Raw genomic sequence first — 23,540 nt, 5'->3', positions numbered from 1 at the left:
GTCACACCTCGCTTTCGTTCGTGTCCGCGGGCGAATCGCCCGGGAGGATGTCTTCGACGGCCGCGGTCAGCAGACCGCGCCCGGCCGGGTCCACGACCCGGAAGTAGCTGTCGGCGGACGCGCCGCCGCTGGTGGTCCAGCCGAGCCGGAGCAGGCCGTCCCGCTCCACGACCCGGTCGATGGTGACCGTCGCCGCGCCGACGCCGGTGAGCGCCGTCGCCGGGATGAACACCGGCGGCTCCCCCGTGACGCGGAGCTGCACACCGTCTCCGGAGACCTCGATGGTGCCCCGGCCGCGGTACGACAGCCCGGGCAGCGCCAGGCGCTCCAGCGGCTCGCCCGACTTGGTCGTGGCGACGTAGAGCACCTCGGAGGAGGCCGTGGGGGCCGCCAGGGTCTCGGGCGCCGGGTACCCGCCGCCCGCGGGGGCGTCGCGCCGGATGCGTCGGCGCCAGCCGACCAGCGCGAGCGCGAGCACGACGATGACGACGAGGAGGATGCCGATGGTCGGCAGGAGCTTATCCACGGGTCGCCTCCAGTTCCTCGACCACGGTGCCGTCGAGCACGGTCGCGTAGCCGCGGTGGAAGGTCGCCACCACGCGGCCCGGCAGGGTCATCGACAGGTAGGGCGAGTTGACGCCCTTGCCGGCGAGGTCGCCGGTCGAGAACTCCCGAGACGCGGTCGGGTCGTAGAGGAACAGCTCGGCGGGCGCGCCGGTCTCGAGCGGGAGGCCGTGGCCGTCCAGCCGGCCGATCCTGGCCGGGGCCGCCGAGAGCACGCGGGCGATGTCCGTCCAGCCGAGGAGGCCGTTGTCGACCACCGACGCCTGCACGACCGAGAGCGCGGACTCCAGCCCGACCATCCCGAACGCGGCGGCGTCCCACTCGCAGTCCTTGGACTCCACGGGGTGCGGCGCGTGGTCGGTCGCGACGATGTCGATCGTCCCGTCCGCGAGGCCCGCGCGCAGCGCCTCCACGTCCTCCGCGCGGCGCAGCGGCGGGTTGACCTTGTAGCGCGCGTCGTAGCCGGAGGCGAGCTCCTCGGTCAGCAGCAGGTGGTGCGGCGTGACCTCGGCCGTGACGTCGACGCCGCGCGCCTTCGCCCAGCGGATGACGTCCACCGAGCCGGCGGTCGAGACATGGCAGACATGCAGGCGCGAGCCGACGTGCTCGGCGAGGAGCACGTCCCGGGCGATGATCGACTCCTCGGCGACGGCCGGCCAGCCGGTCAGGCCCAGCTCGCCGGACAGCGCGCCCTCGTTCATCTGGGCGCCCTCGGTGAGCCGCGGCTCCTGCGCGTGCTGGGCGATCACGCCGCCGAACGCCTTGACGTACTCCAGCGCGCGGCGCATCAGCAGCGGGTCGGAGACGCACTTGCCGTCGTCGGAGAAGACCCGCACCTTGGCGCGGGAGTCGGCCATCGCGCCGAGCTCGGCGAGCCGCTCCCCCGCGAGCCCGACGGTCACGGCACCGATCGGCTGGACGGTCGCGTAGCCCGCGGCCTCGCCGAGCCGGAGCACCTGCTCCACGACGCCGGCAGTGTCGGCGACCGGGGAGGTGTTCGCCATCGGGAAGACGGCGGTGAAGCCTCCCGCCGCGGCGGCGCGCGTGCCGGTCAGGACCGTCTCGCTCTGCTCGTAGCCGGGCTCGCGCAGGTGCGTGTGCAGGTCGACCAGTCCAGGGAGGGCGATCAGGCCGTCCGCGTCGATCACGGTCGCGCCCGAGACCTGGGCGTCCGAGCCGGTCGCGGCGATCCGCCCGTCGGAGAGCAGAAGGTCGGTGCGGGCGCCATCGGCCAGAGTCGCGCCGCGGATCAGGTACTTCTGGGTCATCACGCTCTCACTCATCGCACACCGTCATTCGTCTGCTGGCCGTCCCTGTGTCCATCCTTGGGTCCGTCGCCACCGGAGAGCAGCAGATACAGTGCCGCCATTCGCACGGACACACCGTTGGCGACCTGCTCCCGCACCGTCGACCGCGGCGAGTCGGCGGCGGCCGCCGAGATCTCCAGCCCGCGGTTCATCGGTCCCGGGTGCATCACAATGCTATCGGCCCCGAGCCGGCCCAGCCGTTCGTCGTCCAGCCCCCAGCGCCGCGCGTACTCGCGCTCGGAGGGGAAGTATGCGGCGTGCATCCGCTCGCCCTGGATGCGCAGCATCATCACGACGTCCGGCTGCGCGTCGATCGCCGCGTCCAGGTCGTAGCCGATCGTGGCCGGCCAGCTCGACACGTCGACCGGCAACAGGGTCGGCGGCGCGACCAGCGTCACCTGGGCGCCGAGCGTCTGAAGCAGCCAGACGTTGGAGCGGGCGACGCGGGAGTGCAGGATGTCGCCGACGATCGTCACGGTCACGCCGTCGAGGTCGTGTCCACGCGAAGCGCGGCCGTGCAGGCGGCGCCGCATCGTGAAGGCGTCGAGCAGCGCCTGGGTCGGGTGCTCGTGGGTGCCGTCGCCGGCGTTGAGCACGCCCGCGTCGATCCAGCCGCTGGTCGCGAGCGTCTGCGGGGCACCGGAGGCGCTGTGCCGCACGACCACCGCGTCCGCGCCCATCGCCGCGAGCGTCTGCGCGGTGTCCTTCAGGCTCTCGCCCTTGGAGACGCTGGAGCCCTTGGCGGAGAAGTTGATGACGTCCGCCGAGAGCCGCTTCGCCGCCGCCTCGAACGAGATGCGCGTGCGGGTGGAGTCCTCGAAGAAGAGGTTGACGACCGTCTTGCCGCGCAGGGTCGGCAGCTTCTTGACCTCGCGGTCCTGCACGTCCGCCATGTCTTCGGCGACGTCGAGCAGGGTGATCGCTTCGTCGCGGGACAGGGTCTTGGTGCTGAGCAGGTGCCTCATGCTCCGGCCTCCTCGATGGTCGCCGACTCCTCGATGGTCACCGATTCCTCGCCGTCGACCTCGTCCAGCCGCACGAAGATGCGCTCGGAGGCGGCCGACGGCAGGTTCTTGCCCACGAAGTCCGCCCGGATCGGCAGCTCGCGGTGCCCGCGGTCGACCAGCACGGCGAGCCGGACTGCCCGGGGCCTCCCGAGATCGCTGAGCGCGTCGAGCGCGGCCCGGATGGTGCGGCCGGAGAAGAGCACATCGTCCACCAGGACGACGGTCCGCCCGTCGATCGACCCCGGCAGCGAGGTCGGCTGCGGAGCCCGGGTGGGATTCCGGGACAGGTCGTCGCGGTACATCGTCACGTCGAGGGAGCCGACGATGTCGTCGGGCGACGCGACCGAGTCCGGCTCGATCCGCTGGATGTTCGCGGCGATCCGCCGGGCCAGCACGACGCCGCGCGTCGGGATGCCCAGGATCACCAGGTCGTTCGTTCCCCGGTTGGACTCCAGGATCTCGTGGGAGATCCGAGTCAACGCCCGGGCGATGTCAGCCTGTTGCAGCACGGTGCGCGCTGTCATGCCGACCTCCTTCCCCGCCTCACAGGACGGCTGTTAAAGGATGCCAATTGGATCGAGCCTAGCAGGCCCGGCGCCGCTCACCGGCCGAGGAAGCTCGCGAACGCCTTCTCGTCGCTGATCGAGCCGGTGTACTGCTTGCCGTTCACGATCACGGTCGGCGTGCCCTGGATGTTGTCGAGGACCTTCTTGCCGTCGACCCTGATCGGCCCGGTCTGCGACTGTGCCGTGTTCGCCTGCGCCCAGGCCTGGTACGGCCCGCTGCGGTCGATGCAGCCCGAGATGTCGGCGATGCCGCGGTCGGTCGCGAGCTTGGCGAGCTGCTTGTCGGTCAGACCGTTGGAGTTCTCCTCCGGCTGGTTCGCGTAGAGCGCCTGGTAGTAGTCGAGCGTGCGATTCCGGTCGTGCACGGCGACGCAGACCAGCGCAGCCGACGCCCGGGTGGAGTACCCGGTGCCGTTCGACGAGCGGTCCAGGAAGGTCAGCGGGTGAAGGCGGAGCGTGATCGAGCCGTCCGTGACGGCGTTGGCCAGCGTCGTGCCGTTCGACTTCTCGAACGCGCCGCAGACCGGGCACATCGGGTCGAACCAGACGTCGACCTTCTTCGCGCCCGACCCCGCGGAGACGTAGCCCCCGTCGAAGTTCGCAGCGCCGTCCGTGCCGGTCGCCGGCTTGGCCGTCGCGACCGGGACGTTCGAGTTGCCGCCGAGCAGCGAACAGGACGCGACGCCCGCGGTCACCGCGACCGCGAGCACCCCTGCGGCGGCGATCCGGCGCAGCCGGCCCGGCGCGGTCATGCGCGCTGCGGGCGGTTCTGCGCGATCTTGGCCAGCAGGCCGTTCACGAAGCCGGCCGAGTCGTCCGTCGACAGCACGGTCGCCGCCTCGACGGCCTCCGAGATCGCGACGCCGTCCGGCACCTCGTCGTTGAACAACAGCTCCCAGACGCCGATGCGCAGGATGGCGCGGTCGACGGCGGGCATCCGCGCCAGGGTCCAGCCCTGGGCGTACGTCTCGATCTGCTCGTCGATCTCGTCCTGGTGGTCGATCACGCCGTCCACGATCTCGCGCGCGTACAGCCAGGAGGCCTCACGCGTCGGCTCGTTGGCCGCGCGCTCCGCCTCGGCCGCCAGGGCCTGCGGCAGGGTCAGCTGCCGCAGGTCGGCGCTGAACAGCACATCGAGGGCGCGCTTGCGCGCCTTGGTCCGGGCGCTCACTAGTCGTTGACGCGACCGAGGTAGTCACCGGTGCGGGTGTCGACCTTGACCTTGGTGCCGGTCTCCAGGAACAGCGGGACCTGGATCTGGTAGCCGGTCTGAACGGTCGCCGGCTTGGTGCCGCCGGTGGAGCGGTCGCCCTGCAGGCCCGGCTCGGTGTAGGTGATCTCCAGCACGACGGAGGCCGGGAGCTCGACGTAGAGCGGCGAGCCCTCGTGCAGCGCGACGGTGACGTTCTGGTTCTCCAGCATGAAGTTGGCGGCGTCGCCGACGACCGGGCCGGTGATGGTGAGCTGGTCGTAGTCGCTGGTGTCCATGAAGACGAAGTCGGCGCCGTCCTGGTACAGGTACTGGTACTCGCGGCGGTCGACGTTGGTGATGTCGATCTTCGCGCCCGCGTTGTAGGTGCGGTCGACGGTCTTGCCGGTCGTGACGTTCTTCAGCTTCGTGCGGACGAACGCTCCACCCTTGCCCGGCTTGACGTGCTGGAACTCGATGACGCTCCAGAGCTGTCCGTCGATGTTGAGGACGATGCCGTTCTTGATGTCAGCGGTCGATGCCATGCGGGAGTTCCATTCGGTTTGCGGAAGTTACGGGTGGTAGCGGCGCCCCTCGCCGTCCACGACGGGCCCCGGCGTACGGAGCCCCAGAAGATTCTAGACGTCAGCGCGCGTTTCGGCGAATGAACGCCAGAGCGAGGCGGTACGACTCGAAGCCGAACCCGGCGATGACGCCGGTGGAGACCGCGCTGATGACGCTGGTGTGCCGGAACTCCTCGCGGGCGTGCGGGTTCGACAGGTGCACCTCGACGACGGTGCCGCCGGCCTTCGTCACCAGGGAGACCGCGTCGCGCAGCGCGTACGAGTAGTGCGTCCACGCGCCCGCGTTGAGGATGACCGGGGCGCCGGTGTCGGCGGCTTCGTGCAGCCAGCCCAGCAGCTCCCCCTCGACGTCGGTCTGGCGGAGGTCGATGTCCAGCCCGGGGGCGTCGGAGGCCAGCTGGGCGCGCAGGTCGTCGAGCGTCCCGGCGCCGTACACGTCCGGCTCGCGGGTGCCGAGCCGGCCGAGGTTGGGACCGTTCAGGACGAGGACGGAAGTCATGCCGCTCACCCTACCGGCGCCTCGCCGTCGGTGAGTGGACGGACGCGCACCGCCGACCAGACGTCGTCCACGGCCACGTTGCTGATCGGCCGCCAGCCGAACGCGCCGGCCTCGCGGATGAAGGTGTCGCGGTTGAAGTCGGCCCTGCCGCCCTTCGGGTACAGGAACCAGACGGCGCGGGCGCCGAAGAGCGCGGGCAGCTCGGTCCGGAACTGCGACATCAGCTCGTCGCGGGTGCGCACGAACGTCACGGCGACGGCGGCCTCGGCGGGCGCGACCTCCGTCACGCCGTCCGGCAGCGGGCCGAGCACGGCGCGCTCGTCGGGGCCCGCGCCCACGAGGCTCAGGGCGTCGCCGTCGCTCAGGAGCAGCTTCTGCGCGATCGTCTTGGCCATCAGGACCCCACCTCCTGGTAGGCGGCGAACAGCAGGCTCTGGTCCGGACCGGCGAGGACGGTCGGCCGGCCGATGTCGTCGAGCACGATGAATCGCAGCAGGCTGCCGCGCGCCTTCTTGTCGCGCTGCATGCTCGCCAGCAGCGTCTGCCAGCGGCCGAGCGGGTAGCTGGTCGGCAGCGTGAGCGACTCCAGGATGCGGCGGTGCCGGTCCACGGCCTCGTCGCTCAGCCGCCCGCTCAGCCGGCCGAGCTCGGCGGCGTAGACCATCCCGACGGAGACCGCCGCGCCGTGCCGCCACTGGTAGCGCTCGGCGTGCTCGATCGCGTGGCCGAGCGTGTGCCCGTAGTTGAGGATCTCGCGCAGGCCCTGCTCGGTGAAGTCCTCCCCGACCACGCGCGCCTTGATCCCGATCGACAGCTCGACCAGGCGGCGGAACTCCGGCGACTCCGGGTCGGTGGCGACGTCCACGTCCCGCTCGATGATGTCCAGGATCTCCGGCTCGGCGATGAAGCCGTACTTGACGACCTCGGCGAAGCCCGCGAGCAGTTCGTTGCGCCCGAGGGAGGTGAGCGTGTCGAGGTCGCAGACCACGGCGGCGGGAGCGTAGAAGGCGCCGACCAGGTTCTTGCCCTCGGCGGTGTTGATGCCGGTCTTGCCGCCGACCGCCGCGTCCACCATCCCGAGCACGGTCGTGGGCACCTGGATCAGCTTCACGCCGCGCAGCCAGGTCGCGGCCACGAAGCCGGCCAGGTCGGTGACGGCGCCGCCGCCGAAGCCGATCACCGCGTCGGAGCGGGTGAAGTCGGCCTGGCCCATGATGCCCCAGAGGAACGAGGCGACCTCGACGCGCTTGGCGGCCTCCGCGTCCGGGACCTCGGCGAGCAGCACCTCGTACTGCCCGAGCAGCGACTCGCGCAGTTCGGCCGCAGCGGCGCCCAGGGTCGGCGGGTGGACGACGAGCACCTTGCTCACCCCGGTGCCGAGGTGCGCGGCGAGGTCGAACCGGAGGCCGCGGCCGACGACGACCGGGTACGGGCTCGCCCCGGCGACGAGGATCTCGGTGGGCTGGTCGGTCATGACTCTCCTAGTTCGGTGCTCTGGCCTTGTTCGGTGCTCTGGCCGTGGCCGGTGGGGATGCCGCCGTCTTCGATCCAGCGCGCGATCTCCTCCACGATGGTGTCGATCGGCCGGGTGGACGTGTCCGCGGTGTAGTCCGCGAGCGACTCGTAGAGCGGGGTGCGCGCCGCGACGAGTCGCTTCCACGACTCCAGGTCGGTGACCAGCGGGCGCTTGCGGTTGGTGATCCGGGCGGCGATGGCCTCGGGGCGCACGGTCAGCAGGACGACGCGGGTGGTGGCCAGGTCGGCCTGCGTATCCGGGTCGAGCACCGCTCCCCCGCCCAGCGAGACGATGCCCGGCCGGGCGACGGCCTCCGCGACCGCAGCGCGCTCCAGCGCGCGGAAGTACGGCTCACCGTGCTCCGCGAAGATCTCCGCGATGGCGCCGTGCCCGGCGACGACGACCGCGTCGGTGTCCGCGAACGGCAGGCCGAGCCGCTTGGCCAGGCGCTTGCCCACGCGCGTCTTGCCCGCCGCCGGCGGGCCGATCAGGACGATCGTCACGGGACTCAGGCGTAGGGCGCGCTGACGCGCTCTGTCGCCAGGTTCTGCGGGATGGCGTCGAGGTAGCCGTGCAGGTTGCGCGCCGTCTCGGTCACCGAGTCGCCGCCGAACTTCTCCAGCACAGCGTTCGCGAGCACGAGCGCGACCATCGCCTCCGCGACCACCCCGGCCGCGGGGACGGCACAGACGTCGGAGCGCTGGTGGTGGGCGGGAGCGGCCTCGCTCGTGGCGATGTCGATGGTGCGCAGCGCGTGCGGGACGGTCGCGATCGGCTTCATGCCCGCGCGGACGCGCAGCACGCCGCCGGTGCTCATGCCGCCCTCGGTGCCGCCGGCCTTGTCGCTGGTCCGTTGGATGGCGCCCTCTTCGGCCACGAGCTCGTCGTGCGCCTGCGAGCCGCGGCGAGTGGTCGTCAGGAAGCCGTCGCCGACCTCCACGCCCTTGATCGCCTGGATGCCCATGAGCGCCGCGGCGAGCTGGGCGTCGAGCCGGCGGTCCCAGTGCACATGCGACCCGAGCCCCGGCGGGAGGCCGTAGGCGAGCACCTCGACGACGCCGCCGAGGGTGTCGCCCTCCTTGTGCGCGTCGTCGACCTCGGCGACCATCCGCTCGGAGGTGGCCGGGTGGAAGCAGCGCAGCGGGTCGGCGTCGAGCGTCGCGACATCGGCGGGCGTGGGCAGTGGGGCGTCCTCCGGGACCCGGACCGGGCCGATGGACAGCGTGTGGCTGACGAGCGTGATGCCGAGTTCGGCGAGGAACGAGCGCGCGACGGCCCCGAGCGCGACGCGGGCCGCGGTCTCCCGAGCGCTGGCGCGCTCCAGGACCGGACGGGCCTCGTCGAAGCCGTACTTCTGCATGCCGACGAGGTCGGCGTGGCCGGGACGCGGACGCGTCAGCGCGGCGCCGCGGCCGGACGCGAGCTTCTCCGGGTCGACCGGCTCCGGGCTCATGACGTCGACCCACTTGGGCCACTCGGTGTTGCCGATGCGCAGCGCGATCGGGCTGCCGAGGCTCAGGCCGTGGCGGACGCCGCCGGAGACCTCCAGCGCATCCTGCTCGAACTTCATCCGCGCACCGCGGCCATAGCCCAGCTTGCGTCGGGCGAGATCGGCGCGGACGGCGTCCAGGGAGACCGGGACCCCGGCGGGGAGTCCCTCCAGGACGGCGATGAGTTCGGGGCCGTGGGATTCCCCGGCCGTGAGCCAACGAAGCATGCTTCGATTCTGGCACAGCGGCAGGGTGCCGCCTCCCGGCGTTACGGCCGGCGGCGGTGCTCCGCTACTCGGATTCGCCTTCCACGGAGCCATCGCCGACCGGCGACCCCTCCGCGTCGATGCCGACCGCGGCGAGCATGGCCTCCAGCACGCCCTCCTCGTCGGGCAGCGGCTGCAGCACGTCGCCGGAGACGAAGATGCGCACCTGCAGCAGCGCCTGCTGCGCGAGCATCGCCAGGCCCGAGACGACCCGGCCGCCGACGGCCTGCCAGGCCGTCGCGAGCACGCTCGGCCACGGGTCGTAGGCGACGTCGAGCAGCACGGCCGCGCGGCGCGTGGAGTCGGTGTAGATCGCCTCGGTGGAGGCGCCGCCCGGCAGCGTGCTGATCACGAGCTGCGGCACCTCCAGCGACCGGTCGGCCTGCGCGAACGACCGGATGCGGACCCGCAGCCCGAGCTGGTGGGCCAGCGGCTCCAGCCAGACGCTCTTCTGCAGGTCGCGCACATGCACGTCCACCCGCTCCGCGCCCAGCTCGGCGGCGGCGACCAGTGCGGACGCGGCGGTCGCTCCCCCGCCCAGGACGTGCACATAGCGCGCCTCCTGCAGGCCGGCGGCGGACAGCGCCCGGACGATGCCGGCGACGTCGGTGTTGAAGCCGCTGATGTCGTCGCCGTCGAGCAGCACGGTGTTGGCCACGCCGGTCTGCTCCGCGACCCGGTCGGTCTCGGTCAGCAGCGGGATGACGGACTGCTTGAGCGGCATGGTCAGCGACAGCCCGCGCCACTCCTCGCCCAGGCCGTCGAGGAACGCGGACAGGCCGGCCTCGCTGACGTCGAGCTGGTCGTACGACCAGTCCAGGCCGAGCGCGGCGTAGGCGGCACTGTGCAGGGCGGGCGACTTGGAGTGGCCGATCGGCGACCCGAGGACGGCGAGGCGGCGGGAGGGCGTGGGCTCCTCAGCAGGCTCCTCGGGCTCCTCGGGCTCCTCCTCCGACGTGAGCTCCTCCGCGGGCTCCTCCTCCGACGTGAGCTCCTCCGCGGGCTCCTCGTCCTCCAGCGGCTCCTCCTCGTCGGCGGCCCGCTCGGCCTCCGCGATCGCCGCCTCCTCGGCCTCCGCCACGCGCTCGGCCTCCACCAGCTCGGCGATCAGCTCTTCGGCGGACGCCTCCGATACCCCGTTCTCGACGGCGTCGAGCGACTCCTCGGCCGGTTCGGCCTTCGCCGGCTTCGGTCGAGGGGCGCGCGACTTCGCGGCGGGCCGGGGCTTCGGTGCGTCACTCATAGCCGGGGTTGTCCTTCATCCATTGCTGCCATTTCGCGACCGCCGCGTCGTGCTCCGCCTGCGTGGTCGAGAAGATCGTCTCGCCGGTCTTGAGGTTCCAGGTGACGAAGTACATCCAGGTCCCGTCCGCCGGGTGCGTCACCGCGTTGAGCGCGAGATCGCCGGGGTTCGAGATCGGCCCGACCGGGAGGCCGGGGTGCGCGTAGGTGTTGTACGGGTTGGACGCGTCCGCGCGCTCGGCGTCGGTGGTCGTCACCCGGTCGGTGTGCCCGGTTCCGTAGGCGACGGTCGCGTCGGACTGGAGGTCCCAGCCCTGCGCGAGCCGGTTGAGGAACACGCGCGCGACCTTCGGGTAGTCGTCCTTCAGCCCGGCCTCACGCTGCACGACCGAGGCGAGGATGACATCGTTCCAGCGGTCGGCGACCGGCACGCCCGCCTGGTCGAGCGCCTGGAAGGACCGGTCCACCATCGTCTTGATCGCATCGTGCGCGGTGACACCGGGCGCGAACGTGTAGGTCGCCGGGAACAGGAAGCCCTCGAGCGTCTTCGCCTGCGCCGGCAGCCCGAAGTCGGCCGGGGTGGCGGCGGCCGCCTGCAACTGGGCGAGCGGGATCTTCGTGGCGGTCGCCACGGTCTGCAGCGCGTCCTTCTCCGCCGTGCCCTCGGGGATCACCGCGGTGTTCTGCAACCGGGAGGATGGGCTCTGCAGCGCCGCGAGGGCCGCCTTCGCGCTCATCTGCTTCGCGAGCTTGAAGACGCCGGGCTGCCAGACGATCTGCGGCTGCTGGTGCAGCAGCAGCGAGTAGAACGCGGTGTAGCTCTTGGTAACGCCTGCTTTCTGCAGGTTGGTCGCGATCGCGCTGCCGTCGTCGCCCGACTTGATCGTGAACGTCACCGAGCCGGTGCCGTTGCCTTTGTAGTCGTTGTCCTGCGGCATGACCTTCGCCACAAGCGCGGCGACCTGCGGCTGGAACGCCATGAAGCCGCCGGCCGCGAGGCCGCCGAGAACCAGGATGATGACGAGGGTGATGACGAGCCGCTTCAGCCAGCGCCGCTTGCGCCTGGGCGGCTCGTGCGAGAGGTAGTTCTGCTGGCGCCACGCCAGGGGCGAGTCGCCGCGTCCGCCACCCGACGCGTCGGCGTGGTCGTCCGCGCCGTCGCCGGCGAGCGACGCGAAGATCGCGTGCGCCGAGTCGTCGAACCGGCCGTGGTCGCCGGCCGCGGCGCCGTGGGCGGCCTCGTGGCGCGCGGACGCGCCGACCGGCTCCCGCCCGGAGCGCGCCGCGTCGACGGACACGGGTCCGGTCACAACGGAGTCGAAGTCCAGGCCGTCCAGGGTGTCGCGGTTCGACAGAGTCTCGGCGGGAGGGGGCGTCCACGGCCCAGGGGTCTGCGGGTTGCGGGTGTCGTCGACGGGCGCCGGCCGGTCCGCGGGCGGCTGCTGCGCCTCCTGCTGAGCCTGCGCGGCCTGGGCCTCCTCGGCCTCCCTGGCCTGGCGCGCCTCGCGCCGGGTCAGCGGCTGCTGCCGGTTCACGGCGGGGAAGACGGGGGGCTCCGGCTTCTCCTGCGGGTTCTGGGACAAACTAGGGTCCAATGCTCGGTTCGACGGGGTGGCCCGGCGGACGGCCTGAAGCGCGCTCCGCGTCGAGGGCGTGCTGCAAAATTATCGTGGCGGCCACCTGATCCACCACCGGACGCGCGCTTTTCGAGTTCTTGCCCGACGCCCGGAGCGCCGAGTGGGCCGAGACGGTCGAGAGCCGCTCGTCCACCAGTCGCACCGGGACGTCCATCTGGGCCTCGAGCGCTTCCGCGAAGGCGACGGCATCCGCCGTCGACGCAGTGTGCGCGCCCGAGAGCGCCAGAGGCAACCCGACGATAATCTCGAAAACTCCGAGTTCGGTCACAATCTCCGCGATCCTGCGCCGATCCGCAGCATCCTCGGAGCGTGCGACCGTCTCCACCGGAGTCGCCAGCATCCCGTGCAGGTCGGACCGGCTCACGCCGATCCGCACCTTCCCGACGTCGATGCCGAGCCGCACGCCCGTGCGCACGCGCTAGCCGATCGCCGAGACCACCGCGGACAGCGCGGCCGGGATCGCCTCGGCGTCCGTGCCGCCGCCCTGCGCGAGGTCCGCCTTGCCGCCGCCGCCACCGCCGAGCACGCCGGAGGCCGTCTTGGCGAGCGCTCCCGCGTTCACGCCGGCGTCACGGGCGGCCTGGTTGGTCGCCACGATCACGACGGGCTTGCCCGCCGCGCGGGCCGCGAGCGCGACGGTCGCCGCGTCCGAGCCGAGCCGCTCGCGGACGGTCGTCGCCAGCAGGCGCAGGTCGTCGGCCGAGTTGAGCGTGCCGGCGTCCTCGGCCACCACGGTGACGGCGCCGCGACGGGTCGCGGAATCCAGCAGCGCGGGCACCTTGTCGAGCACCGCGCGGGCCTCGAACGCCTGGATGCGCTTCTCGGCGGCCTTGAGGTTCGCCATCAGGTCCGCGATCTTCTCGGGGAGCTGCTCGCGCGGCGTCTTGAGGGCGCCGGAGAGCTGCGACACGATGGTGCGCTCGACGGCGAGGTCCTGGAAGGCCTCCAGGCCGACCAGCGACTCGACGCGGCGGTTGGTCGAGCCGACGGACGACTCGCTCACCAGGTTGATCATGCCGATCTCCGCGCTCGTGGCGACGTGCGTGCCCGCGCAGAGTTCGCGCGACCACGGGCCGCCGATGTCAACCACGCGCACGACGTCGCCGTACTTCTCGCCGAACAGCGCCATCGCGCCGAGCGCCTTGGCCTCCGCCAGCGGCAGCTCGCGCGTCGTCACCTGCAGGTTGTCGCGGATCGCGTTGTTGGAGATCTCCTCGATCTCGCTGCGGGTCTCCGGCGACAGCGCCTGGTTCCAGGAGAAGTCGAGGCGCAGGTAGCCGGCCTTGTTGAACGAGCCGGACTGGTGCGCGTTGGAGCCGAGCACCTGGCGCAGCGCCGCGTGGATGATGTGCGTGCCGGAGTGCGCCTGCTTGGCGCCGCGGCGGTACTCCGCGTCCACGAGGCTGGTCGCCGGGGAGCCGACGCCGACCTCGCCGCTGCGGACGAGCACCTTGTGGCTGATCAGGCCCTTGACCGGCTTCTGCACGTCGAGCACGTCGAGCTCGTAGCCCGGGCCCACGATGGTGCCCGCGTCGGCGTCCTGGCCGCCGGACTCCGCGTAGAGGGAGGTCGCACCGAGGATGATCTCGGCGACCTGGCCCTCGCGCGCGACGTTCACCGACCGGCCGTCGACGATCAGGCCGAGCACGCTCGACTCCGTCTCGAGGTCGGTGTAGCCGGTGAAGACCGTCTCGCCCTGCGCGCGGAACGCGCTGTAGACCGACAGGTCGGCCAGCGCCGTCTTCTTCGCCTTGGCGTCCGCCTTCGCGCGGGCGCGCTGGTCGGCCATGAGCGTGTCGAACGCGGCACGGTCGACGCTGAGGCCGGCCTCCTCCGCCATCTCCAGGGTCAGGTCGATCGGGAAGCCGTAGGTGTCGTGCAGCAGGAACGCGGTGTCGCCCGCGAGCTCGTCCTTGCCCGCGCCTTTGGTGTTCGCGACGGCCGTGTCGAGGATGGTCGTGCCGGAGACGAGGGTGCGCAGGAAGGTCTCCTCCTCCGCGTAGGCGAGCTGCGACGTGCGCGCGAACTCGGCCTCCACCTCGGGGTACGCCGCCTTCATGGCGTCGCGGGAGGCGGGGAAGAGCGCGGGGAACGTCGCGGTCTCGACGCCCAGCAGGCGCATCGCACGCACGGTGCGGCGCAGCAGGCGGCGCAGCACGTACCCGCGGCCCTCGTTGGACGGCGTCACGCCGTCGGTCATCAGCATCAGCGCGCTTCGGACGTGGTCGGCGACAACGCGCAGGCGGACGTCGTCCTCGTGCGCCTCGTTGCCGTACGGCTTGGCGGCCAGCTCCGCCGCGCGGTCGAGCACCGGGCGCACCTGGTCGATCTCGTACATGTTGTCGACGCCCTGCTTGATGAACGCGACGCGCTCCAGCCCCAGGCCGGTGTCGATGTTCTTCTTCGGCAGGTCGCCGAGGATCTCGAAGTCCTTCTTGCCGGTTCCCTCGCCACGCAGGTACTGCATGAAGACGAGGTTCCAGATCTCGACATAGCGGTCGTCGTCCGTCGCCGGGCCGCCGTCGATGCCGTAGGCCGGGCCGCGGTCGAAGAAGATCTCCGAGCAGGGGCCCGCAGGGCCGGGCTGGCCGGTCGACCAGTAGTTGGTGTCCTTGCCGAGGCCCTGGATGCGCTCGGCCGGGAGGCCGGCGACGCGGGTCCAGATCTCGCGGGCCTCGTCGTCGTCCTCGTACACGGTGACCCAGAGGTCCTTCGGGTCGAAGCCGAGGCCGCCCTCGTCCTCGGGCAGGGTGAGGAGGTCCCAGGCGAACGTGATCGCCTGCTCCTTGAAGTAGTCGCCGAACGAGAAGTTGCCGCACATCTGGAAGAAGGTGCCGTGGCGCGGGGTCTTGCCGACCTCCTCGATGTCCAGCGTGCGGATGCACTTCTGGACGCTGGTCGCGCGCGGGAACGGCGCGGGCACGACGCCCGTCAGATACGGCACGAACGGCACCATCCCGGCCACCGTGAACAGCAGCGACGGGTCGTCGCTGACCAGCGAGGCGGACGGGACGACGGTGTGACCGCGCGTGGCGAAGAAGTCGAGCCAGCGGCGGTGGATTTCAGCAGTCTGCATGGTTTCCGGTCGATCGAGGGTGGAACGAGGAGACGAGGGCGTCAGAAGGGGTACGGCGGATCACTCGCCGTCGATGGCCGATCGCAGCTCGGCCTCGCGCTGGCGGTACCCGTCCGTGACGGCCTCGCCGAAGTCGCGCGCCTTCTTGTCGAGCGAGCCGAAGAACTCGCGACCCTTGGGGGTCTCGTTGACCTTGTGGGCGACGACGAAGCCGACGGCCACGCCGATCAGGAGCCACAGGAAACTCTTCATTGCCGGATCTTCCCTCCCTGGTTGCGCGCGCTCAGCGCACTCGCGCAAGTCTAGTCCGCCTGGCGGCGGGAACGCCGGGAGGCCCCCGGCACGCGCAGGGCGGCTCGGACGGCCGCGCTGAAGCCCGCCAGCTTGATCAGCGGACCGCCGACCGTCGCGGCGAACAGCGCTACCAGCGCGGACACGTTGCCCGTGACGTCGGCGACGTTCCTGGTGATCGCGTCGACCCGCGCGAGCTGCTTGTTCGTCTCCTGCAGCGTGGTCGCGGTCTCCTCCAGGATCGGCGTGATGCCGTCGCTGGCCTCCTTGATGGCGTCGCGCGTGGAGTCGAGCACGCGGCCGAGCTTCAGCAGCGGAACGGCGATGAATCCGACCAGGACGGCGAATACGGCCGCCGCGATCAGTCCTGCGATGTCGCCTCCGGACATGACGGCCCCCTCCATTCCGTGACGGGCATACGACCCCCAGCGTACGGGAAACCGCTCCCGGATGGACCCGGGAGAACGAGAAACGGGGCCGCGGCCGAAGCCGCGACCCCGTTCTGCGGGAGTCTGTCGTTCGCCTTAGCGGGCGGCGTAGTACTCGACGACGAGCTGCACGTCACAGGTGATGGGGACCTCGGCGCGCTTCGGGCGGCGCACGAGGCGGGCCTGGAGCTTGTCGATCTCGACGTCCAGGTAGCCCGGAACCTTGGGCAGGACGTCGACGTGACCGCCGGCGGCCGCGACCTGGAAGGGCTCGGTGCCCTCGGAGCGGGCCTTGACGTGGATGAGCTGACCCGGCTTCACGCGGAAGGACGGGCGGTCGACGAGCTTGCCGTCGACGAGGATGTGACGGTGCACGACGAACTGGCGGGCCTGCGAGATGGTGCGGGCGAAGCCGGCGCGCAGCACCAGGGCGTCGAGGCGCATCTCGAGCAGCTCGACCAGGTTCTCACCGGTCAGGCCGGCGCTGCGGCGGGCCTCTTCGAACGCGATGCGGACCTGCTTCTCGAGGATGCCGTACTGGGCGCGCAGACGCTGCTTCTCGCGCAGACGAACGGCGTAGTCGGAGTCAGCCTTGCGCTTGGTGCGGCCGTGCTCACCCGGAGCGTACGGGCGCTTCTCCATGTAGCGGGCCGCCTTCGGGGTCAGGGCGATGCCCAGTGCGCGCGACTCGCGGGTCTTGCTGCGGGAACGTGAAGACACGATTTCCTTTCGGTTTTCTCTCTACGAATGTTGGTCGCAGTGCGCACAGGGGCGCACCGCGCAGGGTCTTTCACCTGCAAGAGAGAGGGATTGACGCCAGGGACGCCCGGCTAAAGGGCCTGTCCGTCGAAAGCGTGTCTCGGGCAGCCGCACCCTGAACACGCTTCTAGGCCAGACGATTCTAGCAGAACCGCGTCAGCGTCCGCGCACGATGCGGCGCAGCTTCGCCAGGCGGGCGGCGACGTCGCGCTCGTTGCCGTGCTCTGTCGGCGCGTAGTAGGTGGTGTCGGCCAATTCGTCGGGCAAGTATTGCTGCTGAAGCACCCCGAGGGCGTCGTCGTGCGGGTACTTGTAGCCCTTGCCGTGGCCGAGCCGCTTGGCGCCGGGATAGTGCGCGTCGCGGAGGTGTTTGGGCACCCTCCCGATCTTGCCGGCGCGCACGTCGGCGATCGCCGCGTCGAGCGCCATGTACGCGGCGTTCGACTTGGGGGCGGTGGCGAGGTGGACGACCGCCTGCGCGAGCGGGATGCGCCCCTCCGGCATCCCGATGTACTGCACCGCGTCGGCGGCGGCAATGGCCACCACGAGCGCCTGCGGGTCGGCCATCCCGATGTCCTCGGACGCCGAGACGATGATTCTGCGGGCGATGAATCGCGGGTCCTCCCCCGCCTCGATCATCCTCGCCAGGTAGTGCAGCGCGGCGTCGACGTCGGAGCCGCGGACCGACTTGATGAAGGCGCTGATCACGTCGTAGTGCTCGTCGCCGTTGCGGTCGTAGCGCAGCAGGGCGCGGTCGACCGCCTGCGCCACCAGCTCGGCGGTGATGACCGGCTTCTTCTTGGAAGTCGCGGGCGTCACCGATGCGGCGGTGACCGACGCGGCCTCCAGTGCGGTGAGGGCCCGCCTGGCGTCGCCGGACGCGAGCCGGATGAGGGCGGCGCGCGCCTCGTCGTCCAGCGTGTACTGGCCGCCGAGGCCGCGGTCGTCGGACACCGCCCGGTCGACCACGACGCCGAGGTCCTCGTCGCTGAGCGTCTCCAGCGTCAGCAGGAGCGACCGCGACAGCAGCGGGGAGATGACGGAGAACGACGGGTTCTCGGTGGTGGCGGCGACCAGGATGACCCAGCCGTTCTCCACGCCGGGCAGCAGGGCGTCCTGCTGGGCCTTGGTGAAGCGGTGGATCTCGTCGAGGAAGAGGACGGTCGAGACGCCGTACAGGTCGCGGGTGGAGAGCGCCTCGTCCATGACCAGGCGGACGTCCTTCACGCCCGCGGTGACGGCGGAGAGCTCCACGAAGCGCCGGCCGGACGAGTGGGCGATGGCCTGCGCCAGCGTGGTCTTGCCGGTGCCGGGCGGGCCCCACAGGATGACGGAGACCGAGCCGGACTGCCCGTCCTTGTCGGAGGCCAGCGCGACCAGCGGGGAGCCTGGCCGCAGCAGATGACGCTGCCCGGCGACCTCGTCCAGCGACTTCGGCCGCATGCGCACGGCGAGAGGCGTCGCTCCCGTCCGGAGCCCAGGTTGCAGGTCGACCACCCGACAAGAGTAGTCGCCGCCACCGACATCGGCGTCCGCCCGGGCGAGGCCGACACCGGCGCGTGGGTTTGGGCGCTCATAGCCACGCCGGATAGGGTTCGTGCAGCATCCATCCCGCCGCACGGCATCCGTCGGCGCGGTGGGCATCCATCCCCCGCTCGACGGCGCCCCCGGAGGACAGACGTGGCACCCAGCAAGCAGAACGACCGCGAAGCGCGACAGGCCCGCGAGCGCCTCCGCGCGTATCAGGCGCGGCAGACGGTGCACGAGGAGAAGGTCAAGCGCCGCAAGCGGGACAACTGGATCGCCGGGATCAGCGTGCTCGTGATCGTCCTGCTCGCGGTCGGCACCCAGCTCCTCTTCTTCGCGAAGCCCGCCGCCACAAGCGCGTCGGCCTCCCCGTCGCCCTCCGCCGCGTCGCCCTCCCCGTCGTCGTCGGCCGCGGCCGTGCCGTCGAAGAGCATCGCCGAGGGCCGCACCTGGACGGGCGACCTGACGATCAACGGCATCAAGCTCGGCGTCTCGCTCGACGGCGCCGCCGCGCCGCAGGCGGTCTCCTCGACCATCTCGCTGACGCAGAAGAAGTTCTACGACGGGCTCACCTGCCACCGCCTCACCAACGGCGGCTTCTACGTGCTGCAGTGCGGCGACCCGAACGGCGACGGCACCGGTGGTCCCGGCTACTCCTACGGCCCGGTCGAGAACGCGCCGAAGAACGACAAGTACGCGGCGGGCACCCTCGCGATGGCGCGACAGAGCGGCAACGCCAACAGCCAGGGCAGCCAGTTCTTCATCGTCTACAAGGACACCACCATCCCGTCCGACTCCGCCGGCGGCTACACCGTCATCGGGAAGATCACCAGCGGTCTCCCCACCCTGATCAGCAGTGTCACCGACAAGGGCGTCCAGGGCGGCAGCACGGACGGCAAGCCCGCCGTCGCGACGAAGATCGACAGCTTCACGCTGCAGTGATCCCGGCGTGTGCAATAGGCTGATTCCCAACGTGGCACCGCAAGCAAGGTGAGGCTCTTGGCTACTTCTGAACAGCACCCCTGGGGTCGCGTCGATGAGACCGGCACCGTGTACGTCCGTGAGGGCGATGGCGAGCGCGCCGTCGGCGAGTACCCGGACGGCACTCCCGAGGAGGCGATCTCCTACTTCGAACGCAAGTACAACGACCTGGCCGGCCAGGTCGGCCTGCTGGAGCAGCGTGCCCGCCGCGGCGCCCCGGCCGCCGACGTCGCCAAGTCGGTCGCGAGCCTGCGCACCGCGGTCGAGGGCGCGAACGCCGTCGGCGACCTCCCGTCGCTGATGACCAGGCTCGACGCGCTCGGCGGCACCGTCGAGGAGCTCACCGAGCAGCAGAGCGCCGAGGCCAAGGCCGCACTCGAGCAGGCCGTCGCCGAGCGCACCGCGATCGTGGAGCAGGCCGAGGCCCTCGCCGCGCAGGACCCGGCCCGCACGCAGTGGAAGCAGACCACCGCCGAGCTCGACGCGCTCTTCGCGAGCTGGCAGGCCCACCAGCACGACGGTCCCCGGCTGCCCAAGAACGAGGCCAACGAGCTCTGGAAGCGGTTCCGCGCCGCGCGCTCGACCATCGAGCACAACCGCAAGGCGTTCTTCGCCGACCTGGACAACCAGCACCGCGACGTCCGCAGCCGCAAGAACGCGCTCATCGAGCAGGCCGAGGGCCTCGTGCCGCTCGGCGCCGACGGCGTGCCGGAATACCGGCGCCTGCTCGACCAGTGGAAGCTGGCCGGCCGCGCGGGCAAGAAGAACGACGACGCACTGTGGGCCCGGTTCAAGGCCGCGGGCGACGCGATCTACTCGGCCAAGGCCGAGGTCGACGCGCGCGACAACGTCGAGTACGAGGAGAACCTCACGCTCAAGCTCGCACTGCTCGAGGAGGCGGAGCCGCTCCTGAAGGAGAAGGACCGCGAGACCGCGCGCACCAAGCTGCTCTCCATCCAGGAGCGCTGGGACGCCGTCGGCCGCGTGCCGCGCGACCAGGTGCGCCCCATCGAGGACCGCCTGCGCAAGGTCGAGACGGCGGTGCGCCGGCTGGACGAGGAGCACTGGGAGCGCAACAACCCCGAGAAGAAGGCGCGCTCCGAGGGGCTGGCCAGCCAGCTCAACGCGGCGATCGCCAAGCTGGAGCAGGAGCTCGAGGAGGCCAAGGCCGGCGGCGACTCCGCCAAGGTCAAGGCCGCCCAGGAGGCCCTCGACGCCCGCAAGGTGTGGCTGGACGCGCTCGGCTGACTCCCGGTCGCCGGTCTGGTCGTCGGCGCCGGGTTTGTTCTCCACAGCCCGCGTGATCGGGTGAGTACTCCACGGATTCGCCGACGGCGGTCCACGAGGGTTGCGACCGGCGGAGGCTGGACGCATGACAACAGCACTCCCTCTCCTCCTCGACCGTGACGTCCTTCCGCTCGCCGAGCTGTGCTCGCTCGTGCTCGACGGGCAGCTCTACCGGGTCGGCGACGCGTTCGCGGCGACCGACACCCCCGACACCCCGTCACTGCGCGCCACTGTGTTCGCGACGCTTCGGCCGGGAAGCACGGTCGCCGACCGCGGCACCGCGGCCTGGATACACGGCACCCGTTCGACGCCGCCCGCACGACCACAGGTGTGCGTCGACCGCATCCGCCGCGGTCGCGTCTCGCCCGAATTCGACGCGCACCAGCACCGGCTCGCGGCCGGCGACGTCGTCGAGCTGTGCGGTGTGCGGGTCACCGCCCCGCTGCGCACGGCGGCCGACCTGATGCTGACGCTCCCCCGGTTCGGGCATCCGGAGGCCCTGGAGGTGCGTCACCTGCTCGAGATCGGGCGTGCCTCGCCCGACCGGCTCGGCGCCCACCTCGCCCGGTCCCGCCGGCACGGGGCGACGCGGGCGCTCACCCGGATGTCCGTGGTGGAGCGCACGGAGCTCCCGGCCCCCGTCAGCCGGCGCTGACCCGGTACACGTCGTAGACGCCGTCGATCCGGCGCACGGCGTTGAGCACGCGGTCCAGGTGGGTGGTGTCGCCCATCTCGAACACGAAGCGGCTCAGCGCCAGCCGGTTGCTCGACGTCGTGACCGTCGCAGAAAGGATGTTGACATGATGCTCGGACAGCACGCGCGTGACGTCGGAGAGCAGCCCGGAGCGGTCCAGGGCCTCCACCTGGATCTGTACCAGGAAGACGCTCTTGGAGCTCGGCGCCCACTCCACGTCGATCATGCGGTCGGGCTCCTGCAAAAGCGACTGCACGTTGTGGCAGTTCGCCTGGTGCACGGAGACGCCCTGACCGCGCGTCACGAAGCCGACGATCGGGTCGCCGGGCACCGGCGTGCAGCACTTGGCCAGCTTCACCAGGATGTCGGGCGCACCGCGCACGAGCACGCCGGAGTCGCTGTTGCGCAGCTGCTTGGGCCGGCCCTTGACCGGGATGTCCATTTCGCCGTCGGACTCGACCTCGCTCTGCAGCGAGGCCACGATCTTCTCGATCACCGACTGCGTCGAGATGTGGCCTTCGCCGACCGACGCGTACAGCGACGAGACGTCGGGGTGCTTGAGCGAGGAGGCGACCTCCACGAGGGCGTCCTGCGTCATCAGCTTCTGCAGCGGCAGGTTCTGCTTGCGCATCGCGCGGGCGATGGCGTCCTTGCCCTGCTCGATCGCCTCGTCGCGGCGCTCCTTGGTGAACCACTGGCGGATCTTGTTGCGGGCCCGCGGGCTCTTGACGAAGTTCAGCCAGTCCTGGCTCGGGCCGGAGTCCGGGTTCTTGGAGGTGAAGATCTCCACCACGTCGCCGGTGGAGAGCGTGCTCTCCAGCGGAACCAGGCGGCCGTTCACCTTGGCGCCCATCGTGCGGTGGCCGACCTCGGTGTGCACGGCGTACGCGAAGTCGACCGGCGTCGCGCCGGCCGGCAGGCCGATCACGCGGCCCTTCGGCGTGAAGACGTACACCTCCTTCGCGCCGATCTCGAACCGCAGCGAGTCGAGGAACTCCGACGGGTCGGCCGTCTCGGCCTGCCAGTCGGAGATGTGCGCGAGCCAGGCCAGGTCGGTGTCCACCTTGCCGGGGCCGCCGGCGCTCTTGCCGGTGGTCTGCTCCTTGTACTTCCAGTGCGCAGCGACACCGAACTCGGCCCGCTGGTGCATCTCCTCGGTGCGGATCTGGATCTCGACCGGCCGGCCCTGCGGACCGATCACCGTCGTGTGGAGCGACTGGTACAGGTTGAACTTCGGGGTGGCGATGTAGTCCTTGAACCGGCCGGGCATCGGCGTCCAGCGCGCGTGGATGGAGCCGAGGACGGCATAGCAGTCGCGCACCGTGTTGACGAGCACACGGATGCCGACCAGGTCGTAGATGTCGTCGAACTCGCGGCCGCGCACGACCATCTTCTGGTAGATCGAGTAGTACTGCTTGGGCCGGCCGACCACCTTGCCGCGGATCTTCGCGGTCTTCAGGTCGTCGTTGATCGCGTCGATCACCTGCTGCACGAGGCGCTCGCGCTCAGGAGTGCGCTGCTTCACCAGGCTCTCGATCTCGGCGTACAGCTTGGGATACAGCACGGCGAACGAGAGGTCTTCCAGCTCCCACTTGATCGTCTGGATGCCGAGCCGGTGCGCGAGCGGAGCGTAGATCTCGAGGGTCTCCGTCGCCTTGCGGGTCGCGTTCGCCGCGGGCACGAAGCCCCAAGTGCGCGCGTTGTGCAGGCGGTCGGCCAGCTTGATGATCAGCACACGGATGTCCTTCGACATCGCCACGATCATCTTGCGGACGGTCTCGGCCTGCGCGCTGTCGCCGTACTTGACCTTGTCGAGCTTGGTGACGCCGTCGACCAGCATGGCGATCTCGTCGCCGAACTGGTCGCGCAGCTCGTCCAGCGTGTAGGCCGTGTCCTCCACCGTGTCGTGCAGCAGCGCGGCGGCGATGGTCTTGGCACCGATCCCGAGGTCGGCGATGATCTGCGCGACGGCGACTGGGTGCGTGATGTACGGCTCGCCGGAGCGGCGCTTCTGGCCGTCGTGGGCGCGCTCGGCGACCGCGTAGGCGCGCTCGATGAGCGAGAGGTCGGCCTTCGGGTGGTGCATGCGCACCGTGCGGATCAGGGTGTCGACGGCGCCCGCGGGCTGGGCGCGGGAGAAGATCCGCGGCACGAGACGGCGCAGCGAGGCGGACTGCGGTGTCGTCGTGTCAACCATCTGCTCGCCTCCTGTCGTCCATTATCGCCGCTGTTCGCGCCGACCTGTTCACAGGGGCGGCGCGACGGACGCTCAGGCGGGCTCCGACGGCGGCCGGCCCGGCTCGGAGACCGGGCCTCCCGAGGCTTGCCAGGCGAGCATCCCGCCGGCGACGTTCGCCGCCGGATAGTCCGCCTGCAGCAACGCGTCGGTCACCATCCGCGACCGGCCGCCGACGGCGCAGATCACCAGGATCTGCTCGTCCTCCGGCAGCTCGTGCTGGCGCAGGCCGAGCTCCCCCATGGGGATGTGGTGGGCGGCCGGAGCGTGGCCCGACTCCCACTCGTGGTCCTCGCGGACGTCGAGCAGCCAGGCCGCTCCGGCGTCCACGAGCTCGCGCGCACGCGCGGCAGTCACCTCATCCTCCGACAGGTAACGACCGCTCATGCGCCGA

General features: G+C 71.1%; 25 protein-coding genes. 3 read left to right on the top strand and 22 right to left on the bottom strand.

All coding sequences use genetic code 11. The annotated features are described in order from the left end of the window. Nucleotide 1: 1 nt before the first annotated feature. The 20 genes from ACFRFH_RS09875 to ACFRFH_RS09780 form a co-directional block, all read right to left on the bottom strand. The gene (locus ACFRFH_RS09875; RefSeq protein WP_382462842.1) at nucleotides 2-526 is read right to left on the bottom strand and encodes a hypothetical protein; all 525 of its coding nucleotides are present in this window, start codon (nucleotides 524-526) and stop codon (nucleotides 2-4) included. Next, entirely contained in the window at nucleotides 519-1,847 is a 1,329-nt protein-coding gene (locus ACFRFH_RS09870) for a dihydroorotase (RefSeq protein WP_382462841.1), read from the bottom strand. The genes ACFRFH_RS09875 and ACFRFH_RS09870 overlap by 8 nt, the downstream gene beginning before the upstream one ends. After that, the gene (locus tag ACFRFH_RS09865; RefSeq protein ID WP_382462840.1) at nucleotides 1,844-2,836 is read right to left on the bottom strand and encodes an aspartate carbamoyltransferase catalytic subunit; all 993 of its coding nucleotides are present in this window, start codon (nucleotides 2,834-2,836) and stop codon (nucleotides 1,844-1,846) included. The genes ACFRFH_RS09870 and ACFRFH_RS09865 overlap by 4 nt, the downstream gene beginning before the upstream one ends. Then, a complete protein-coding gene (pyrR, locus tag ACFRFH_RS09860) occupies nucleotides 2,833-3,402 on the bottom strand; it encodes a bifunctional pyr operon transcriptional regulator/uracil phosphoribosyltransferase PyrR (protein WP_382462839.1) in 570 nt (189 codons plus the stop codon). Before pyrR ends, ACFRFH_RS09865 begins: the two co-directional genes overlap by 4 nt. Nucleotides 3,403-3,479: 77 nt before the next feature. After that, on the bottom strand, nucleotides 3,480-4,196 hold the full coding sequence (locus ACFRFH_RS09855) for a DsbA family protein (RefSeq protein ID WP_382462838.1): 717 nt from the start codon (nucleotides 4,194-4,196) through the stop codon (nucleotides 3,480-3,482). After that, the gene (gene nusB / locus ACFRFH_RS09850) at nucleotides 4,193-4,615 is read right to left on the bottom strand and encodes a transcription antitermination factor NusB (protein ID WP_208039424.1); all 423 of its coding nucleotides are present in this window, start codon (nucleotides 4,613-4,615) and stop codon (nucleotides 4,193-4,195) included. The genes ACFRFH_RS09855 and nusB overlap by 4 nt, the downstream gene beginning before the upstream one ends. After that, nucleotides 4,615-5,178: an elongation factor P gene (gene efp / locus ACFRFH_RS09845; RefSeq protein WP_382459918.1), complete on the bottom strand. Its 564-nt coding sequence runs from the start codon at nucleotides 5,176-5,178 to the stop codon at nucleotides 4,615-4,617. The genes nusB and efp overlap by 1 nt, the downstream gene beginning before the upstream one ends. 100 nt (nucleotides 5,179-5,278) lie before the next feature. Beyond that, entirely contained in the window at nucleotides 5,279-5,716 is a 438-nt protein-coding gene (locus ACFRFH_RS09840; RefSeq protein WP_382462837.1) for a type II 3-dehydroquinate dehydratase, read from the bottom strand. A gap of 5 nt (nucleotides 5,717-5,721) precedes the next feature. Then, entirely contained in the window at nucleotides 5,722-6,111 is a 390-nt protein-coding gene (locus tag ACFRFH_RS09835; protein ID WP_382462836.1) for a hypothetical protein, read from the bottom strand. Continuing rightward, entirely contained in the window at nucleotides 6,111-7,190 is a 1,080-nt protein-coding gene (aroB, locus tag ACFRFH_RS09830) for a 3-dehydroquinate synthase (RefSeq protein WP_382462835.1), read from the bottom strand. The genes ACFRFH_RS09835 and aroB overlap by 1 nt, the downstream gene beginning before the upstream one ends. After that, nucleotides 7,187-7,735 (bottom strand): shikimate kinase, encoded by a 549-nt coding sequence (locus tag ACFRFH_RS09825; protein ID WP_382462834.1) that lies wholly within the window; start codon nucleotides 7,733-7,735, stop codon nucleotides 7,187-7,189. Before ACFRFH_RS09825 ends, aroB begins: the two co-directional genes overlap by 4 nt. Before the next feature lie 5 nt (nucleotides 7,736-7,740). Continuing rightward, on the bottom strand, nucleotides 7,741-8,949 hold the full coding sequence (gene aroC / locus ACFRFH_RS09820) for a chorismate synthase (protein ID WP_382462833.1): 1,209 nt from the start codon (nucleotides 8,947-8,949) through the stop codon (nucleotides 7,741-7,743). A gap of 64 nt (nucleotides 8,950-9,013) precedes the next feature. Then, a complete protein-coding gene (locus ACFRFH_RS09815; RefSeq protein WP_382462832.1) occupies nucleotides 9,014-10,231 on the bottom strand; it encodes a shikimate dehydrogenase in 1,218 nt (405 codons plus the stop codon). Next, nucleotides 10,224-11,813 (bottom strand): endolytic transglycosylase MltG, encoded by a 1,590-nt coding sequence (gene mltG, locus ACFRFH_RS09810; protein WP_382462831.1) that lies wholly within the window; start codon nucleotides 11,811-11,813, stop codon nucleotides 10,224-10,226. Before mltG ends, ACFRFH_RS09815 begins: the two co-directional genes overlap by 8 nt. A 1-nt stretch (nucleotide 11,814) precedes the next feature. Further along, nucleotides 11,815-12,282, bottom strand: a complete 468-nt coding sequence (gene ruvX, locus ACFRFH_RS09805) for a Holliday junction resolvase RuvX (protein WP_382462830.1) — start codon at nucleotides 12,280-12,282, stop codon at nucleotides 11,815-11,817. Between the two features lie 3 nt (nucleotides 12,283-12,285). Then, entirely contained in the window at nucleotides 12,286-14,943 is a 2,658-nt protein-coding gene (gene alaS, locus ACFRFH_RS09800; RefSeq protein WP_382462829.1) for an alanine--tRNA ligase, read from the bottom strand. Between the two features lie 60 nt (nucleotides 14,944-15,003). Next, nucleotides 15,004-15,195, bottom strand: a complete 192-nt coding sequence (locus ACFRFH_RS09795; RefSeq protein ID WP_382462828.1) for a hypothetical protein — start codon at nucleotides 15,193-15,195, stop codon at nucleotides 15,004-15,006. Between the two features lie 50 nt (nucleotides 15,196-15,245). Then, nucleotides 15,246-15,623, bottom strand: a complete 378-nt coding sequence (locus ACFRFH_RS09790) for a DUF948 domain-containing protein (protein ID WP_382462827.1) — start codon at nucleotides 15,621-15,623, stop codon at nucleotides 15,246-15,248. 135 nt (nucleotides 15,624-15,758) lie between these two features. After that, the gene (rpsD, locus tag ACFRFH_RS09785; protein ID WP_382463393.1) at nucleotides 15,759-16,385 is read right to left on the bottom strand and encodes a 30S ribosomal protein S4; all 627 of its coding nucleotides are present in this window, start codon (nucleotides 16,383-16,385) and stop codon (nucleotides 15,759-15,761) included. Between the two features lie 192 nt (nucleotides 16,386-16,577). After that, complete coding sequence (locus ACFRFH_RS09780) at nucleotides 16,578-17,918, bottom strand: replication-associated recombination protein A (RefSeq protein WP_382462826.1); 1,341 nt, start codon at nucleotides 17,916-17,918, stop codon at nucleotides 16,578-16,580. A 183-nt stretch (nucleotides 17,919-18,101) separates the two neighbouring features. Between ACFRFH_RS09780 and ACFRFH_RS09775 the strand changes: the two genes are divergently transcribed. The 3 genes from ACFRFH_RS09775 to ACFRFH_RS09765 all read left to right on the top strand — a co-directional run bounded on the left by ACFRFH_RS09775 (nucleotide 18,102) and on the right by ACFRFH_RS09765 (nucleotide 20,871). Next, nucleotides 18,102-18,890, top strand: a complete 789-nt coding sequence (locus ACFRFH_RS09775) for a peptidylprolyl isomerase (protein WP_382462825.1) — start codon at nucleotides 18,102-18,104, stop codon at nucleotides 18,888-18,890. 57 nt (nucleotides 18,891-18,947) lie between these two features. Next, nucleotides 18,948-20,177 (top strand): DUF349 domain-containing protein, encoded by a 1,230-nt coding sequence (locus tag ACFRFH_RS09770; RefSeq protein WP_382462824.1) that lies wholly within the window; start codon nucleotides 18,948-18,950, stop codon nucleotides 20,175-20,177. Nucleotides 20,178-20,301: 124 nt separating this feature from the next. Further along, entirely contained in the window at nucleotides 20,302-20,871 is a 570-nt protein-coding gene (locus ACFRFH_RS09765) for a hypothetical protein (protein ID WP_382462823.1), read from the top strand. On the opposite strand, the gene ACFRFH_RS09760 is transcribed toward ACFRFH_RS09765, so the two are convergent. Together ACFRFH_RS09760 and ACFRFH_RS09755 are read right to left on the bottom strand one after the other, a co-directional pair. Continuing rightward, the gene (locus tag ACFRFH_RS09760; protein WP_382462822.1) at nucleotides 20,858-23,107 is read right to left on the bottom strand and encodes a RelA/SpoT family protein; all 2,250 of its coding nucleotides are present in this window, start codon (nucleotides 23,105-23,107) and stop codon (nucleotides 20,858-20,860) included. The genes ACFRFH_RS09765 and ACFRFH_RS09760 overlap by 14 nt on opposite strands. 72 nt (nucleotides 23,108-23,179) lie before the next feature. Next, nucleotides 23,180-23,533 (bottom strand): rhodanese-like domain-containing protein, encoded by a 354-nt coding sequence (locus ACFRFH_RS09755; protein ID WP_382462821.1) that lies wholly within the window; start codon nucleotides 23,531-23,533, stop codon nucleotides 23,180-23,182. Nucleotides 23,534-23,540: the final 7 nt, after the last annotated feature.

Origin of the sequence: Leifsonia sp. NPDC056824, from assembly GCF_042789575.1 — a bacterium.
Taxonomy (GTDB): domain Bacteria; phylum Actinomycetota; class Actinomycetes; order Actinomycetales; family Microbacteriaceae; genus Leifsonia.
Note: the sequence above shows the minus strand (reverse complement) of the source record. Positions and strands in the feature narration are given on the sequence as shown.

Bases quoted from the DNA above. Each gene is read 5' to 3' on its own strand.
- aroC (WP_382462833.1), bottom strand. From the start codon at position 8,949: ATGCTTCGTTGGCTCACGGCCGGGGAATCCCACGGCCCCGAACTCATC.
- pyrR (WP_382462839.1), bottom strand. From the start codon at position 3,402: ATGACAGCGCGCACCGTGCTGCAACAGGCTGACATCGCCCGGGCGTTG.
- ACFRFH_RS09760 (WP_382462822.1), bottom strand. From the start codon at position 23,107: ATGGTTGACACGACGACACCGCAGTCCGCCTCGCTGCGCCGTCTCGTG.
- efp (WP_382459918.1), bottom strand. From the start codon at position 5,178: ATGGCATCGACCGCTGACATCAAGAACGGCATCGTCCTCAACATCGAC.
- ACFRFH_RS09790 (WP_382462827.1), bottom strand. From the start codon at position 15,623: ATGTCCGGAGGCGACATCGCAGGACTGATCGCGGCGGCCGTATTCGCC.
- ACFRFH_RS09840 (WP_382462837.1), bottom strand. From the start codon at position 5,716: ATGACTTCCGTCCTCGTCCTGAACGGTCCCAACCTCGGCCGGCTCGGC.
- aroB (WP_382462835.1), bottom strand. From the start codon at position 7,190: ATGACCGACCAGCCCACCGAGATCCTCGTCGCCGGGGCGAGCCCGTAC.
- ACFRFH_RS09795 (WP_382462828.1), bottom strand. From the start codon at position 15,195: ATGAAGAGTTTCCTGTGGCTCCTGATCGGCGTGGCCGTCGGCTTCGTC.
- ACFRFH_RS09865 (WP_382462840.1), bottom strand. From the start codon at position 2,836: ATGAGGCACCTGCTCAGCACCAAGACCCTGTCCCGCGACGAAGCGATC.
- ACFRFH_RS09755 (WP_382462821.1), bottom strand. From the start codon at position 23,533: ATGAGCGGTCGTTACCTGTCGGAGGATGAGGTGACTGCCGCGCGTGCG.
- ACFRFH_RS09855 (WP_382462838.1), bottom strand. From the start codon at position 4,196: ATGACCGCGCCGGGCCGGCTGCGCCGGATCGCCGCCGCAGGGGTGCTC.
- alaS (WP_382462829.1), bottom strand. From the start codon at position 14,943: ATGCAGACTGCTGAAATCCACCGCCGCTGGCTCGACTTCTTCGCCACG.
- ACFRFH_RS09835 (WP_382462836.1), bottom strand. From the start codon at position 6,111: ATGGCCAAGACGATCGCGCAGAAGCTGCTCCTGAGCGACGGCGACGCC.
- ACFRFH_RS09765 (WP_382462823.1), top strand. From the start codon at position 20,302: ATGACAACAGCACTCCCTCTCCTCCTCGACCGTGACGTCCTTCCGCTC.
- ACFRFH_RS09815 (WP_382462832.1), bottom strand. From the start codon at position 10,231: ATGAGTGACGCACCGAAGCCCCGGCCCGCCGCGAAGTCGCGCGCCCCT.
- ACFRFH_RS09870 (WP_382462841.1), bottom strand. From the start codon at position 1,847: ATGAGTGAGAGCGTGATGACCCAGAAGTACCTGATCCGCGGCGCGACT.